Source organism: Microcystis sp. LE19-41.2A, from assembly GCF_027530405.1.
Lineage (GTDB): Bacteria > Cyanobacteriota > Cyanobacteriia > Cyanobacteriales > Microcystaceae > Microcystis > Microcystis aeruginosa.
In genome coordinates this window covers 1-16,431 of the sequence record NZ_JAPZQJ010000346.1, presented here as the reverse complement: position 1 = coordinate 16,431, position 16,431 = coordinate 1, and the positions used below count along the sequence as shown (strand labels likewise).

At 42.2% G+C, this 16,431-nt stretch carries 14 protein-coding genes and 1 riboswitch; of the genes, 4 read left to right on the top strand and 10 right to left on the bottom strand.

The genetic code is table 11. From position 1 onward, the window contains the following. Nucleotides 1–208: 208 nt before the first annotated feature. Entirely contained in the window at nucleotides 209–1,396 is a 1,188-nt protein-coding gene (locus O9290_RS14200) for a tetratricopeptide repeat protein (RefSeq protein WP_288054720.1), read from the bottom strand. A 37-nt stretch (nucleotides 1,397–1,433) separates the two neighbouring features. On the opposite strand from O9290_RS14200, the gene O9290_RS14195 reads away from it, so the two are divergent. Beyond that, entirely contained in the window at nucleotides 1,434–2,609 is a 1,176-nt protein-coding gene (locus O9290_RS14195) for an esterase-like activity of phytase family protein (protein ID WP_288054719.1), read from the top strand. Nucleotides 2,610–2,720: 111 nt separating this feature from the next. Here O9290_RS14195 and O9290_RS14190 read toward each other — a convergent pair whose 3' ends face one another. From O9290_RS14190 to O9290_RS14180, 3 genes are all read right to left on the bottom strand, one after another. Beyond that, nucleotides 2,721–3,272, bottom strand: a complete 552-nt coding sequence (locus O9290_RS14190; RefSeq protein ID WP_002764933.1) for a LabA-like NYN domain-containing protein — start codon at nucleotides 3,270–3,272, stop codon at nucleotides 2,721–2,723. A 381-nt stretch (nucleotides 3,273–3,653) separates the two neighbouring features. Beyond that, on the bottom strand, nucleotides 3,654–4,478 hold the full coding sequence (locus O9290_RS14185; protein WP_288054718.1) for a sulfurtransferase: 825 nt from the start codon (nucleotides 4,476–4,478) through the stop codon (nucleotides 3,654–3,656). Further along, entirely contained in the window at nucleotides 4,447–4,890 is a 444-nt protein-coding gene (locus O9290_RS14180) for an ATP-binding protein (protein ID WP_288054716.1), read from the bottom strand. The genes O9290_RS14185 and O9290_RS14180 overlap by 32 nt, the downstream gene beginning before the upstream one ends. 172 nt (nucleotides 4,891–5,062) lie before the next feature. Between O9290_RS14180 and O9290_RS14175 the strand changes: the two genes are divergently transcribed. Further along, complete coding sequence (locus tag O9290_RS14175) at nucleotides 5,063–6,199, top strand: PP2C family protein-serine/threonine phosphatase (RefSeq protein ID WP_288054715.1); 1,137 nt, start codon at nucleotides 5,063–5,065, stop codon at nucleotides 6,197–6,199. Here O9290_RS14175 and O9290_RS14170 read toward each other — a convergent pair whose 3' ends face one another. Continuing rightward, on the bottom strand, nucleotides 6,200–6,523 hold the full coding sequence (locus O9290_RS14170; RefSeq protein ID WP_052275544.1) for an STAS domain-containing protein: 324 nt from the start codon (nucleotides 6,521–6,523) through the stop codon (nucleotides 6,200–6,202). It abuts the gene before it with no gap. 145 nt (nucleotides 6,524–6,668) lie between these two features. Between O9290_RS14170 and crtO the strand changes: the two genes are divergently transcribed. Beyond that, nucleotides 6,669–8,315, top strand: coding sequence for a beta-carotene ketolase CrtO (gene crtO / locus O9290_RS14165; protein WP_185237389.1), 1,647 nt, complete (start codon nucleotides 6,669–6,671; stop codon nucleotides 8,313–8,315). Nucleotides 8,316–8,437: 122 nt separating this feature from the next. Here the strand turns inward: crtO and O9290_RS14160 are convergent, their stop codons facing one another. The 3 genes from O9290_RS14160 to O9290_RS14150 form a co-directional block, all read right to left on the bottom strand. Further along, nucleotides 8,438–10,453, bottom strand: coding sequence for an ABC transporter ATP-binding protein (locus tag O9290_RS14160; protein ID WP_288054713.1), 2,016 nt, complete (start codon nucleotides 10,451–10,453; stop codon nucleotides 8,438–8,440). Nucleotides 10,454–10,504: 51 nt separating this feature from the next. Further along, the gene (locus tag O9290_RS14155) at nucleotides 10,505–11,677 is read right to left on the bottom strand and encodes a glycosyltransferase (RefSeq protein WP_288054712.1); all 1,173 of its coding nucleotides are present in this window, start codon (nucleotides 11,675–11,677) and stop codon (nucleotides 10,505–10,507) included. A gap of 105 nt (nucleotides 11,678–11,782) precedes the next feature. After that, entirely contained in the window at nucleotides 11,783–13,120 is a 1,338-nt protein-coding gene (locus O9290_RS14150; protein ID WP_288054711.1) for an ArsB/NhaD family transporter, read from the bottom strand. 229 nt (nucleotides 13,121–13,349) lie between these two features. Beyond that, nucleotides 13,350–13,480: riboswitch (cyclic di-AMP (ydaO/yuaA leader) on the bottom strand. Nucleotides 13,481–13,669: 189 nt separating this feature from the next. Here O9290_RS14150 and O9290_RS14145 point away from each other — a divergent pair. After that, complete coding sequence (locus O9290_RS14145; protein WP_002733879.1) at nucleotides 13,670–14,248, top strand: DUF3172 domain-containing protein; 579 nt, start codon at nucleotides 13,670–13,672, stop codon at nucleotides 14,246–14,248. Nucleotides 14,249–14,415: 167 nt separating this feature from the next. On the opposite strand, the gene O9290_RS14140 is transcribed toward O9290_RS14145, so the two are convergent. Both O9290_RS14140 and O9290_RS14135 read right to left on the bottom strand, forming a co-directional pair. Next, on the bottom strand, nucleotides 14,416–14,733 hold the full coding sequence (locus tag O9290_RS14140) for a P-II family nitrogen regulator (RefSeq protein WP_002756653.1): 318 nt from the start codon (nucleotides 14,731–14,733) through the stop codon (nucleotides 14,416–14,418). A 73-nt stretch (nucleotides 14,734–14,806) separates the two neighbouring features. Continuing rightward, nucleotides 14,807–15,787, bottom strand: a complete 981-nt coding sequence (locus O9290_RS14135; protein WP_002756655.1) for a sodium-dependent bicarbonate transport family permease — start codon at nucleotides 15,785–15,787, stop codon at nucleotides 14,807–14,809. Nucleotides 15,788–16,431 lie beyond the last annotated feature (644 nt).

Below are 16,431 nucleotides of genomic sequence, written 5' to 3'. Positions count from 1 at the left end.
TTATCTGGCAAGAGACTTAATTGATTAGTTCGCTCTAGAGCAAAAACAATTGACAAAAATCGCTAAATGCCTTTCTCTATAAGGGTTCCATCCCTTATAACCCCCGTCCATTGCATAACACAAACCGAAGAGCCAGATATTTCTTAGTCCCCATTTCCCCATTTCCCCATTTCCCTGTCCATTAGTTAACTATTCAAAGACTTAAAGATCACTGTTCAGGATTATTTATTGCTTGATTAACTTGGGTGATTTGGGTTTGAAAATATTGTTCACGATAACGGATAGCTTGGGCTAATTCCGCACCTTTTTGGAAAGCGAGTAAAGCTTGGGGATAATTTTTTCTCTCTAGATAAATTTGACCGATTTGATCGTAGGTATTCATTAAACCGTAGTAATTATAACCCAATTCATGGACTTTAATTAATTCTTGATAGATTTGTAAAGCATAATCCACCTGTTGATAACTTTTATAGAGTTCGGCCAACTTATTTAAAGCTTCTCCTGCGGTGCCGTACTGTTGTAAAGCAAAAGCGAGAGAATAGGCTTCTTGAAAGTTTTGGCTGGCTTTATTTGCATCTTTTAAAGCTTGGTAATCTAAACCAATTTGAATTTTTAGAGCGGGGATTAACTGTATTTGCTGATTTCTGATTTGGGTTTCAGCTATTTCTTCTTTAATTTTTACGGCGTTAGCTGGTTGCAGAGATTCTCGATAAATTTCTGCTAGTCTTTGCAAATAAATTCCTTGAGTCAAAGAATTATTCTGCACCTTAGAAATAGTTAATAATTCCTCATAGACTGGAGCTGCTTTTTGATAATCAAAACGGGATAAATGAATTTGACCAAGTTTATTTAAAGTTGCTTCTACTGCCAGATTATCACCAGATTGTCTGGCATTAGCTAGGATTTTATCATAGATAATTATCGCCTCATTAAAAGCTCGTACCTGTTCATAGGATGTACCTAGTAATGCTAATAATTCCCCGTCCATTGTCTGGTTAGTTTCCGCAGTTTTTTGCAGAGCTTTTAAACGAGCAGTAATTAATTTAACATCCTCGGTTCGATCTCGATTCCAAGCTGCTAAACCCACTTTTCCCAAAGATTTTACTTCTTCTTTTGCTCCTAAATAACGATTTAATTTAATCACTTCATACCAGATAGGAAAAGCTTCCTCATTTAATCCCGCATCGTATTTAGCTTGAGCTTCAGCATCGCGTTGATCGATGTATAATAACAGTTGACGACGCTCCAAGGGAGTTAAAGGGCGATCGATTGCGGGTAATAAAGGACTTTTTAGGGGAGTTTCGAGGGGATTGGGTGCAGGGGTTTCTGTTTGTGCTAGGAGAGGAAGGGAAGTACCGATCAAACAGAGCCATAAACCGAGAGAAAAACGTAGCATAATAGATTGATAAGAGCGTAGTAGAGGATGATATTTTGTGATCGATCGATTCTATAAGAGACTGACTGCCGAAAATTTGCGTTTCCCAATTTTGGGTTTAATTGCTAGTTTGATTGTAACCTTTAGTCTGGGGGCCTGTGGTGTCTCCCCGCAAGTTTTAGCAGAACAACGAATGTTTCTACCCCTCTCGGTCGAGTTTTTGGGAGAATATCAATTGCCACAAGCGGATTATCAAGGGACAAGGGTGGGGGGATTATCGGCAATTACATACGATCGTGCCAATAACCGCTTTTATCTCCTCAGTGATGATCGTTCTCAGAAAGCTCCGGCCCGCTTTTATCGGGCTAGTTTGCAGATAAATGGTGAAAAAATCGAAAAAGTGAATTTAGAGGCAGTCACGTTGCTAAAAGATGGCAAGGGAGAAACGTTTAAAAAGGGATCGATCGACCCGGAAGGTATCGCTTTTTCGCCCCGACAAACTTTGTTTATTTCCAGTGAAGGTGCGGTTAAAGAGGGAATTGCTCCTTTTATTGCTGAATTTGATTTGCAGGGACAATTAAAGGAGTCTTTGTTAATTCCTAATCGCTTTTTACCAGATGATACCAATCAAAAAGGAATACAGGATAATTTAGGGTTTGAATCCTTAACTTTAGGGATTACCAGCACTCTCAAAGACGATCCTTTTCGTTTGTTTACTGCCACAGAAAGCGCGTTAATTCAAGATAGTCCCACGGGAAAAAGAGCAGAAAATCTCAGAGTGCGACTTCTTCATTATGTTATTGATCCGATTGGTGCGCCTGTGTTAGTATCAGAACAATTGTATGTGTTAGATGAGCCACCCAGTGGTGCGAGATACTACGGTTTAACGGAATTATTAGCTTTAGAAAAAGAGGGTTATTTTCTCAGTTTAGAGCGAACTTTTGGTTTAGAAGGTTTTGGAGCGAAACTATTTCAGGTAGTTAATGGGAGTGCCACCGATACCTCGAAAATTGCTCGGATACCGGGAGAATTAGAAGCTTTACAGGTGCAACCCTTGCGGAAAAAATTATTACTAGATTTAGGGACTTTAGGGATTGATTTAGATAATTTGGAAGGAATGACCCTCGGTCCAAGATTAGCTGATGGCAGTCGCTCTTTGATTTTAGTCAGTGATGATAATTTTAATCCGAATCAGGTCAATCAGTTTTTACTATTTCGACTCAAGGAAAAATAAACAAGAGATGGTTAACTGCCTCACCTATCCCCTTCTGGGAGAAGGATTGGGGTGAGGACTACCAATAAAGAAAAATGGGATAAATAGCCGGTTTAAAGACAAAACGGCCGGTTAATAATCACTTTTTTCGATATCTTTGCGAATATCATTCAGGTCAATATAGCGATCGGTGGCATTTCGCAATTCCCTAGCGATCATCCCTTCCGTAGAAACTACGGTAATATGAGTATTTTTAGAGCGCAATAGTTCGATCGCTCGTTCAAAATCGCCATCACCGCTAAATAAAATCACTCGATCGTATTGATCGACGGTATTAAACATATCGACGACAATTTCGATATCTAAATTAGCTTTCTGGGAAAAACGACCGGAACTATCATCATAATATTCTTTCAAAATTTTTGTTCTCACCGTATAACCCAAACTAATTAAAGCATCGCGAAAACCTCTTTGATCTTGGGAATCTTTTAACCCCGTGTACCAAAAGGCATTAATTAACATAATATTCGGGTCGTTGGTGAAGTAATTTAACACCTTGCGCGGGTCAAAAAACCAACCATTTTTTTGTTGAGCATAAAACATATTATTGCCATCCACAAAAATCGAAAGGCGATCTTTCGGACGACCGCCACCATTACAATGACAAAGACCGGCTTCTGTCATACAAAATACATACCTAATTTTTTATACAGTTTAACTATAAAATTACTTTTTAGTAATTTTACGGGGGAAAACGACTATTCTTTGGGGAATAGCGGTGATTTGAGAGCAAAAAGATAGCAACTAAAATAAAAATTAGCTTTTTTGTCTAAGTAGGGAGACACAATTATTTGTAGGATGGGTTAGCGGTAGCGTAACCCATGCGGGCGTTGGGTTGAAGCATGAAACCCAACCTACGTTCATCTTATATTTAATTCCACCCACCCACTTAGGAGACAAACTAGATAATAGTTTCGGAATAATTAAAAGTGATAATAGAGAGATTGTACAGTAATTAGGTCATTTTGATAATCTTTCTTGATAGATGGGTATCAACAAGGCTGGTTAGATCAGGTAGGAACACCAATCACTCCAACCTCCAGAATATAGCTTAACATTGTCGTATCCGGCTAGGGTAAGGGAAAGGATATTGACACAGGCTGTCACTCCCGAACCACAGTAGAGGATAATTTCTCGATCGCTTTGCCGCTCTTGCCAACGTTGTTTTTGCCGGGCCGGGGGTTGAGAAAAACCCTGACTATCGGTGACTTCTAACCAGGGATAATTAAGCGCCCCCTCGATGTGGCCGGCGATCGGATCGATCGGTTCCCTTTCGCCCCGATAGCGATCGCTTTCCCTGGCATCAATTAACACCACTCCCGCTTGCTCTTTTTGCCTTTTTACCTCCTCGATCGTGACTACCCAATCCTGTTGAACTTGGGGGAGAAAAGCGCCGGTTTTCGGCACAGGTATCTGATTGGAGACGGGATAACTGGCATTTAACCAATTTTGCCAACCACCATCGAGAATGCTGACTCGTTCATGGCCCAGATAACGTAATAACCACCAGAGACGACTGGCAAAGGCAAAACGGGAGGCATCGTAGGCGATGACATGAGTTTGGCCGGAAATCACCCCTAAAGAGCTTAATTTAGCGGCTATCGTCTGCGGATTCGGTAAAGGATGACGGCCGCCATGACGGGCAACGGGAGCCGATAAATCGCGATCAAGGTGTAAATAGAAGGCATTTTCAATATGATTGGCTAAATACTCTTGATAACCGAGATCGGGATCATTTAATTGAAAACGACAGTCAATAACCATCAGATCGGGGCGATCGAGATTAGTCACTAACCAACTAGGAGAAACGAGGGGCGCGATCGGATTCATGGCGGGAAAATTGTTTAATAATTAACAGACAGTTGCGCTGATCTTCGCTGCGAGTATAACTGAGTTGATCGGCGATTTTTTGGAGGATCGGCAGTCCTTGCCCATGACCAGAGAAACTATAGTCATGATAGGCGTTTTTCTCGATAAAGCCCTCTAAATCGAAGACGGAACCCCGATCCCAGATGCGAATTTCCATCTGGGATCGGGTAATCTCGATCTCGATCTCGATCGGGATTTCGGGGGGTAGGTGTCGGTGAGCGTGACGGACTGCATTGGTAAAACCTTCGGCAAGAGCAAGCTGACACTGGAGCCAGTCTTTTTGGGGAATGCCCGCTGGTTCAAGTTGCTCAAAATATTTTAAAACGGTATCTAAGGACTTGAGATCGCTATCTACCTGAAAAGAAATCTTCACCCCCGGCTTACCTCTCCAATGCCTTACGCTAGAAGTTATACCATTTTTCCCAAACTATGACTGATGTGTTAGCTCGATTCTGGATTTAATCCCTGGTTGAGGGACAAGCAAAGTCATCTGTCAGGGAGTCGGGGGTAGGCAGTAAGATTGAGATAGTCAAGTCACAAAAAAGATGGTACGAATTCTAGTAATTGATGATGATGGAGTAATTCAAACGTTTTTGAGCCGCGCTTTGCGGAAGGAATACGAGGTTTTTATTGCCAGTGATGGGGAAGAAGGATTAAAGCAAGCGGGGCAACTAAAACCGGCGATGATTATTTGTGATTGGATGATGCCGGGGATCGATGGGTTGGAAGTTTGCCGGCAAATTAAGCTCAATCCCCAACTGTCAACGACTTTTTTTATCCTCTTAACTTCTTTGGGATCGGTGGAGGATCGGGTCAAGGGATTGGATGCAGGGGCGGATGATTTTTTGTGTAAACCGATCGAGATTAATGAGTTAAGAGCGCGCGTGCGGGCGGGAATTCGTTTGCATCAATTAAGTCATGATCTGCAAGCGCAAAAACAATTACTAGAAATGGAGTTAGCGGAAGCGGCGGAATATGTGCGATCGCTGTTACCAGAATCTTTTATTTCTCCAAAACTTGCTATCGATTTTCGCTTCCTTCCTTCTCGTCGATTGGGGGGGGATGGATTTGATTATTATTGGTTAGATAATGACCATTTGATGTTATATCTTTTAGATGTGGCTGGCCATGGTTTGCGAGCGGCTTTACCTTCCCTTTCGGTGATTCATCTTCTCCGTTCCCGTGGTTTAAGTCAGGTGAATTACTATCAACCTAATCAGGTTTTACATGGGTTAAATCAAGTTTATCAAATCAGTCCTAAGAATGATAAATATTTTACTATCTGGTACGGAATTTATGATCAGAAACAACAACAGTTAACCTATGCCAGTGCCGGTCATCCCCCGGCAGTTCTCCTGACTCAAAAACCTTTTGGACAGATGATTGAAACCAGACTGAAAGCCCCCGGTTTTCCCATCGGAATGTTTCCGGAAGCAGAATATATCAATCAGGTTCAATCCCTGAATTTCTCCAGTAGCCTTTATCTTTTTAGCGATGGAATTTACGAGATCGATTGTGCTGATGGTAGGATGTGGGGACTAGAAAACTTTATTCAATCTTTACGAAATTATCACTGTAATTCTGCTAAAAATCTTGATAATTTTATTGAAAAAATTCAAGCTTTACAATTTGATGGTAATTTTAGGGATGATCTTTCGATCATGCAGGTGGATTTTCGTTAATTAACTTCCGAGGATTTTTTGTTCTAATTCTTCTCGGTTATTAAAAATTTCAAAAACTCGATCCATATCGGTCAATTCAAACAACATTTTTATCTGCTCATTAATCGAGCAGATCAATAGTTTACCCCCCGCAGAACGCACGGTTTTTAAGGATAAAACTAGCGCCCCTAAACCAGAACTATCCATAAAGGTGACATTCTTGAAATCAACGATAATAACCTCGGAACCTCCCTGCACGGCTTCGGCAATTTCTTGGCGAAATTCGCTGGCTTGGTTGCCATCTAAAATACCCGATGGTTGAATAACTTTGATGGAAGAACTCATAAAAAAAAGGAAAAATTAAATGTTTTCTACCTGCTCACTGATAACTGCTCGCTGAAATCTGCTGATAGCAGCCAATCTTTAACTATTTTTAACATATTAGGGTCAAGAAAAGCGCAAAATTAAAAATAGGAATTTTTGAAACTGTATGGAAAGTTACGATGTCATCCTCATCGGTGCGGGGCATAATGGTTTAGTTTGTGCCGCCTATCTCCTCAAAGCCGGTTATCGTGTCCTCCTTCTCGAACAGCGTAGCGTACCAGGAGGAGCGGCTACCACAGAAGCGGTTATCCCAGAGCTAGCCCCCGATTTTAAGTTTAATCTCTGTGCGATCGATCACGAATTTATTTTTTTGGGACCGGTAATTGAGGAATTGGAGCTAAAACGCCACGGATTAGAGTATTTATTCTTCGATCCTACCGTTTTCTGTCCCCATCCCTCTGGCCAATATTTTCTTTCCTATCGCTCTCTGGAAAAAACTCACGCCGCAATTGCCCAGTTTTGTCCGCGAGATGCCGATCGCTACCTTCAGTTTATCGACTATTGGGGACAGTTGATGAATGCGATTGGGCCTTGGTTTAACGCTCCGCCCCAAGATTTGCTCAGAATCGCCCGCAATTATAACTCTAGTGCCTTAGCTAGTGTCTGGAAAGCGATCGGCTCGAAAAAGAAACTGCTCGACTTCATCCGCACGATGATTACTTCCCCCGAAGATGTCCTCAATGAGTGGTTTGAGAGCGAATTTGTGAAAGCACCCCTGGCTCGTCTAGCGGCGGAAATTGGCGCTCCTCCCTCCCAAAAAGGCATTACCTCCGGGATGATGATGATGGCGATGCGTCATTCTCCCGGGGTGGCTCGCCCTCGTGGTGGTACAGGCGCACTAACCGAGGCTCTGGTGAAATGTGTTGTCAGTCTCGGTGGGGTAATTTTAACCGAGCAGAAGGTTAAACAGATTCTAATCGAGGAAGGACAAGCGATCGGGGTTAGGGTGGACTCTGGACAGGAATATCTGGCAAAAGCGGGTGTTATCTCTAATATTGACGCTAGACGAGTTTTTTTACAGTTAGTCGCCCCCGCCGATGTGGATGCCGCCGATCCAGAATTGCGAGAAAGGGTAGAACGGCGAATTGTCAATAACAATGAAACAATTCTTAAAATTGATTGCGCCCTCGCCGAAGCACCAAGGTTCGAGGCTTACGATCACAAAGAGGAGTATTTACAGGGAACGATTCTCATCGCCGATTCCGTGCGTCACGTTGAACAGGCCCACGCTTTAACGATTTTGGGGCAGATTCCCGACGAAAATCCCTCGATGTACCTAGATGTACCCACTATTCTCGATCCCTCCATGGCTCCCCAAGGTAAGCATACCCTCTGGATCGAATTTTTTGCCCCCTATCAGATTGCTGGGGCCGAGGGAACAGGATTAAACGGCACGGGATGGACGGAAGAATTAAAAAATCGCGTGGCCGATCGAGTTCTTGATAAACTGGCCGATTATGCCCCAAATCTCAAATCCGCCATTATTGCCCGTCGGGTGGAAAGTCCGGCCGAATTAGCTAATCGTTTGGGTTCCTATAAAGGTAATTACTATCATCTTGATATGACCTTAGATCAGATGATTTTCCTGCGTCCTTTGCCGGAAATAGCTAACTACAAAACCCCAATTAAAAACCTTTATTTAACTGGGGCAGGAACTCACCCCGGCGGCTCAATTTCGGGAATGCCGGGGCGCAATTGCGCCCAGGTTTTCCTGCGGGATCGAAGCACTTTTCTGCAAAGATTATTCAACTAATACTAAATCCGTTGAGTATAGGCTACATATTAGGACAGGCACTCATGCAAAAGGGAGAATAAATAATCAGTTTTTAATAACCGGATTTACTATGACAACAATTTTTGATTTTTGCAGGAGAGCTATCGAGTCGAGGAATACTCGTAGTCTTCGATAATATGGAGAAGTCGCATGGCTGAACTACAGGATTCTTCTAAAATTTCCTGTTTCTCCTGAGAATCTTCGATTAAATCTTCAGATACTAGACGCAGAGAACCTAAAAGACTATTAAGACTGCTTCTCGCTTCGTAGGATAAATAAGCTTTTCTTTTTTGCTCATCTTCCCTATTCTTAGAGTCAGCCCCTTTGCTATCACTGAATTGCAGAGCGTGTAAACGGGCATAATGACCACCTTGAGCTAATAATTCCTCATGATTGCCGATTTCTGCCACTTTTCCCTTGTCCAGCACCACAATTTGATAGGCTTTTTGAACAGTGGAAAGACGGTGAGCGATCACAAGAGTAGTCCGCTCGCGACAGAGTTCATCGATCGCTTCCTGTACTAAACGCTCAGAAATTGTATCCAAAGCACTGGTGGCTTCATCGAGAATGAGAATATCTGGATCTCGGAGTAAGGCCCGAGCGATCGCTAGTCTTTGTTTTTGTCCCCCCGAAAGTCTCACTCCCCGATCGCCAATTTCCGTATCCAGTCCTTCCGGCAGTTTGGAGATAAACTCGTAGGCATTCGCCCTTTTTGTCGCTGCTAAAATTTCTGCATCACTAACATCGCTTAATCCGTAGGCAATATTAAAACGGAGAGAATTATTAAAGAGAAAAGTGTCTTGACTGACTATTCCCATGGCTTTTCTCAGAGATTTGATCTCATAATCCCGTAAATCGTGACCGTCAAAAAGAATCCTCCCGGCTGTAGGATCATAAAAGCGTGGTAATAAATCAGCAATTGTCGATTTTCCAGCCCCCGAAGCACCAACAAGAGCGATCATTTTTCCTTTTGGAATCCAAAGATCGATGCCCTTGAGAACTAATTCTTGATGACCAGGATAGGAAAATTGGACGTTATCAAAATGAATACCTGTCTCTAATCTTTGATAGGGAATAGAGCCATTGATCATAAATGGTTTATTCTCTCGAATGAGAAAATCCGCTACCACCTCTACTGCGGAAACATCCCCCAATAGACTACTCCTAGCACTGTTAATTTGACCAACTATCGGCAGGGCCCGGAAAAGTACATAGAGATAGGTTAATAAAATTGTCGCTAAAGCTTGCAGTTGTTCATTAAAAAGATAACGACCAGCAATGATAATTAAAGCAATAATAATTACCCCACCGATCTCATTGAGCGGAGCGATTACAGCATTATTAGTCTGGGCATCTAAACCCGCTTTCTCCCGGGCTTCGATATCTTCCACAATAGATTCTAATTCGTATCTTTCATTGCCTACCGCTTTAATTAGGCGAATTCCCGTTAACAGTTCCAACAGTTTATTAGTTTGCTGTTTAGCCTTTACGGTGATAATCTCTCCAAACTTTTTCGATCTCTTGACAAAGTATTGATTAAGCAGACCTAAAAAGCCACCCAAAACACTTGAAAGAATAGTTAATTGCCAAGAAATTGATAATAAAATAACTAAGTACATGAAAGCTGTAGCGATAATCTTAATCAGGTTTATGTAATTTCTAATTGATGCTACAGCCCGATTAATCTCCGACATGAAACGATTAAAAATATCTCCTATTTTACTTTTTACATAATAATCTATATCCACTTCTAGCAGCAGAATAACTGAATCAATTCGCATATCTTTTGCCATAATTAAAGACAAGTAAGTGCCTAGCAAATTACTGACAAAATTGGTAATGTGCTTGAGAATTAAAATTCCTAATATCGCCGCAAACATCCAGAAAAAACGAGTATCGACCGAGAAAACCTCGAAAACGGAGAGCAGCTTTTTGAGAATTTGGGGGGCATTTTTTAAGATATCATTTTCGGGATTAATAAAAGAAATTAGCAAAGGGATAACTAAAATAGCTCCTACCCCATTAAATACGGTACTGACAAAGCCGATAACAATGCTGGAAACCACTAATATCCAGTGTTTCAGCGTATATTTAAGGAGAATTTGCTTAGGATTCATCGCAAGTAATAAAGTAAATAGTCAACGGTCAATTATCCTACTCGCTAGACTCTAATATTTCCCTTCCAGAGAAGTAATTATGCCAGAGAGAGTTGTCGCCATGGCGGTGGTACTATAGGAGGCGATACAGCGCTCTCTCGCTTTTAGTCCTCGTGCATTAGCCGAGTCGAGATGATTAAAAACTTCTCTAATTATGACAGCTAGTTGCTCTGGCGATCGAGGTTCGACTAAATAGCCAATATCAGCTAAAATTTCGGGAATATCTGCCACTTTAGTGGAAATAATCGGTTTAGCCATCGCCATACCATCGGTGAGTTTAATCGGAAATTGGGCGTTAGCCGTAGCTTCATCCCTCTGGGGAACGATAATAGCATGGGCAGCGGCGATAACTTCTGGCATTCGCTCGATCGGTTGAGCAGGTAAATGAATTAACCAAGGTTGACCTTTTTCTAGCAAACTATCCAGATAACCATCCCCGATTTGGCGACCTCCCACCACCACCAATTTAAAATCAGGATCACCAATTTGATCTAAAGCGATTAAGACATCTTCTAAACCTTTGTGGGGTCTAGCTGTACCAGGAAACATTAAGACTTTATAGGCAGATAAACCGTATTTTTGACGACAAGCGACAGGATCGTAGAGATTGGGATCGAAAAGTTGCGTATCCTTGCCATTCGGTAAATAAATCCCCCCATAGCGCTTTTGCAAAAATTGATTATTAACCGTCACCGCATCAGCGCGGTTAATTAAATTTTCCATCCAACGCAGATAGAGAGGGTGATTCGGATCCCTAAGCGCACCATTTTTTTTGAGGATATCCCTAGCTAATTGTCGAGGATAAGGACGATAGGACCATCGATCGCCACCAAACCAACTCATTTCCCAATCGTCAATATCAAGAATTAGGGGACGTGGGGAAAAAAAACGTTTCAGTAAACCGATGCCGAAACTGGTGGGACGGGGTTTAACCGCGTAGATAATCTCTCCGGAGAGGCGATCGAGTAAAGTCTTGATCTGGCCAAAAAACTGGGGATAATTATTGCCTTTGACCGATACCAGGGGTAAATTCCCCGGTGGGGTGGGATAGATTTCCCGGCCAAAAATCGGACCATAAACCGTCACCTGACAGTTTAGCTGTTGCAAGACTTGAGCAATCAAATAGACTCTTGTGCCACCACCACCGGATAAATCTGGTGCTAAAACAGAGATTTTTTTGTTCACGATCGCCGATCAATCCAGATCATTAGCACGATAGGAGAATGTTAATCAATGTTAACGTTCTTGTCAATCTTAGGCGAACTTAACATTAATACCCCCGGAGATGGACTAGACAAAGAAAACTAACATATACATTGCCGAGACGACTAACTGAGTAAACATCACTGGTAAACCGTAGCGCAGAAAGGTATGAAAAGTAATTTTGCCCCCGTGTTGTTCAGCGATGCCGGCGGCGACAATATTAGAAGAAGCCCCCACTAAAGTACCATTACCCCCTAGGGTGGCCCCATACATCATCGCGTAGAAAAGCGGTAAAACGGACGGGGGAAAAGAACCGGCATAATCGGGAGAAAGAACCTCCGTCCCGACTAAATTAACATTAACAAGGTACTGTTTCAGTAGTGGAACCATGGCCACCACTAGGGGAATATTCGGAACTACACTGGAAATAAAACCGACAAAAAACAGCAAGACTAGAGAACCTAAAAAGATATTTTTGCCTAAAATTATCGCCAGAAATCCCGATAAACTATTAACTACCCCAGTTTTTTCTAAGCCGCCAATTAGGACAAAAATCGACATAAAAAATAATAGGGTACTCCAGTCCACATCTCGGAGAATATTATGAACCGTATCTATCTTCGATTGCTGGGCTAAAAGTAGGGCTAAAGTGGCACCCATCAAAGCAACGGCAGCAGGAGCAATAGGTACGGGAAAAGATTCACCGACCACGAATAAAAATAAGACTAAAAAGACGATAATTCCCCCCAGAGCTAGGACGCGCGGATGATTAATTTGCGGATGGGGTAAGTCTTCTAAATGCTCGAATTTTGTCCGCCAGATTTTGGGGAATAACCAAGGTAACATAAGCAGAATGGTAATTACTGCCAGCGCACCACCTAAACTCAAACGCTGTAGGTATTCCATGAAGGTTATATTAATAGAATCACCGACGATATAAGTAGCGGGATCACCAACAATCGTTAATAACCCGGAACTGTTGGCCACGAAAACCATCAGGATTAAGAGCGGCACAAAATCCACACCTATATCCTGTGCCAATGGGGGAATTAAAGGTGCTAACAACATCACCGTGGTGGCGTTGGGCAATACCGCACAGATCGGGGTAGTAATGGCAACAATTCCTATTAGTAATAATTTGCCCTGTCCCTTGGCTAAAAGCACCATTTGTGCTGCTAAATAATCAAAAATTTTCGTTGGTTCAAAGGCTCTCACTAACACCATCACCCCAAAAAATAGGGCGAGAGTGCCATAACTGCGACTGATATAACCCACCGCCTCCTGGAGAGTCATGATATGGGTAAAAACTAAGATTAAAGCCCCCAGTAAAGCCGCTACGGTAATATGAAGCCACTCGAACATAATAACCACAATGACTGCAACAAAAGTCATCGCAGCAATCCACATTGGTAAAGATTCCAGCATTTTTGATCCTGTTTTTACTTTCGGTTTCTCGATAGGACTAAAAGTTTGCCCGAATGTACAGCAAACTCATAGAAAATATGGTTATCTACGGAAAATCTTAAAATTGTTGCGATCGGTAAGCTGACATGAGAATCTCCATAAACAATGTCTCCTGTAAGTTATGACTATCAAGTAGTACCAGCGACATAACTGAACCGATCAAGACATTACTAGGAATGTAGTGATGTTTCAGTCTTCCCCCCCACGCCGACGAAGTTAGCTGACGGGCTAGGATAGAGAGATATCCTTTTCTAGGCTAAAAAATCTAGAAATACGCCCCCAAATATGGTTCCTCCGCTCCGAATTTGTCTAGCTAATATCTAGCATAGAAACTTGGATTAGGCTGACTTACTCTGTTTAGTGATCCACCATAGCATACTAACCCCAAAAAAAACGATATAGCCCTATACCAGACCTATCCTGTCGGTTATCCCCCGGGTTGCTAGGATAGAACAATGATAAGCTAATAGCTAACGACTGACCGCCATAGCAGCCAAATCAGCAATTTCTATGAATAGAAGACCTCGTTATACTCCTCCCCGATCGCGCGATCGTGATTATGACCGCTCCTATGGCGATGACTCCCGCGCTTCGTCCCCTGGAGGCCTATTGGCAAAATTAAACTATGCCATGATTGCCCTGATTGGTGGTATTTTTGTACTAGGAGTGGGTCTCGGTCTGGTATTCAGTTCTACCGCTAATTTTAGCCCCGAAAACGTCGCTTCCCGAGAAGTAATCGATCGCAGCGCCCCCAATGCGGAATTATGCGTGCAATTTGGGGCTAGTGCCATTGTCACCGATTTGCGGGTTTATGTCACTCTTAACCCCTTTAACGTTTTTGTCACCCAACCAGTCATGCAACCCGGTTGCGTTTTGCGACGCAATAACTGGTCAATTTTAGAACAACAAAAATTAGTCGATGGACAGCAGGTACAAAGTTGTAAAAACCGGATGAATACCTTTGGTTATACCGGCCCCTTGGAAGGCAAACCGAAAATCGATTGTATCTTCCAAAATGAAGCCGGGGGCAATCTTTTTGTTAATCCCGCCGGTGCTGTTGGCCCCAGACCAGATACAGATAAATTCTAAACCGGGAAAGCTCTTTCTCCTGACTGCTGACTTGAAAGAGGGTGTGGGGTGTGGGGTGTGGGGTGTGGGGTGTAGGGACGGAACCCTCTTTTATCTGTGGGGGTGAAATTTTTTCATCGGGACTGACTCCTAATCAACCAGAACAATTTTTGATTTTTACAAGAGGTCTAATGAGTTAGCCATTGGGCCGTAGTCACCACAAAAATTCCGCCGGCTTTTTTTAAAAAAGGCTGAATTTTATCGATCAGACGACCAAGTTGTTCGTCACTATTACAAACCGTCATAATGTAGTTACCACTGTAATCACAATCCAAGTCATCACGGGATAAACCTCGATCGCCTTTTCCCGAAGCATTGCCAAAGACGGTATAACCGGAAACTCCGACAACATCAAGAACGCTTAAGGTTTCTTCCAGAAAAGCATGACTAACAATTATGTCCACTTTTTTGACAGTTTGTAGGGAAGGATGCGGGGATTCAAGCATGGTAGTTAGGTACAAAAAGGATAAGTGAAAGAGAAAACTTTTGACAGGAATTATTTAAAAACCGCCGGGCCTTTTAGACTCCACAGCCAATGATTTTAATCATCTCTAGGTACAGAGGAATACCGATGATGATATTGAAAGGAAAAGTTAAAGCCAAGGCCATAGAAATGTATAAACTAGGATTCGCTTCGGGAACAGTCATTCTCATGGCCGCAGGAACAGCAATATAAGAGGCACTGGCACACAAAACAGCGAATAATAAAGCATTGCCCTGTTCAAATCCGAGAACCTTAGCGATGAGAATCCCCACCATAGCATTGATGACGGGAATGAATACCGAGAAACCGATGAGAAAAGAACCAGTTTTGCCTAATTCCCGGATTCTTTTCGCAGCCACTAATCCCATATCCAGGAGAAAGAAAGTTAAAGCACCATAAAAAATCCCTTGAGTGAAAGGTTGTAATTTTTCCCAGCCTTTTTCCCCCGTGAGCATACCAACAACAACACTACCGACTAAGAGAAATACCGAACCATTTAAAAAGGCTTCATGTAGAACCTTTGACCAAGAAAACGCTTCTTCTTCGCCATTTTTCTCTTTAAAGACTCGCACCAGGATTAAACCCACTACAATCGCCGGCGATTCCATTAAAGCTAAGGCCGCTACCATATGACCGCCATAGGAAATATGAAGTTTTTCTAAAAAAGAACTGGCGGTGATGAAAGTAACGGCACTAATGGAACCATAGGCTGCGGCGATCGCTGCTGCATTGGCACTATCGAGTTTAATTTTCAGGATAAAGAAAGTGTAAATGGGAACGATGCAAGCCATAACCACAGAGGCAATCAAAGTTAAAGCGATTTGGTTATTGATGCCACTTTCCGCTAGTTCATAACCTCCCTTGAAACCAATCGCCATCAAAAGATAGAGAGAAAAGAGTTTAGGCAGTGGTTGGGGAATCTCTAGGTCGGATTTAAAAAATACTGCCAGCATTCCCAAGAAAAAGAACAAAACCGGCGGATTGAGAATATTGAACAGGATTAAGCTGCCATCCATAGGTTTGCGTACATTGAGTTATTTCAATCTATACTATTCGATTTTGAGAATACTGGGGAAATGTTAAGTAGTCGTGCAAAATTAATTTCCTAGTCGAGACTCCGAGACTCCGAGACTCCGAGACTCCGAGACTCCGAGACGAACGTAGGTTGGGTTGAAGCATGAAACCCAACGCCCGATTATGTTACGCTACCACTAACCCATCCTACAAATAATTGTGCCTCCCTACTTAAGATGGGTGATGTTTCAGTGATCGGTGATCAGTTATCTTGAAACCGTCAGCTTTTCTCCCCTCTCCCCCTCTACAATAATTACTCGCAGCCAGGAATCACTTGGGTTAGTATCATACTTTGTGCTTTTTGTCAAAAAAACTTTTTTTTTGCAATAAAACTACACAAAAAAAAGATCATCGTTGTGGGTGAAATTGACTGATTTAACCGTCTTAATTGGGATTACCTTCTAGGTGTGGCAAAGGTTTCAACCATTGCTGCCCAAAAAAGCATAGAATAACCCATTATGAAATTCAGTAAAATCGCTGTAACTATGATAACATCGTTGTTAAATAAAAATCTTTCTCAATTAATTCTTAAGAATTTATAAATATTGCGGAATGTTAATTTAAATATTCTCAAGTTTTTGCAGTC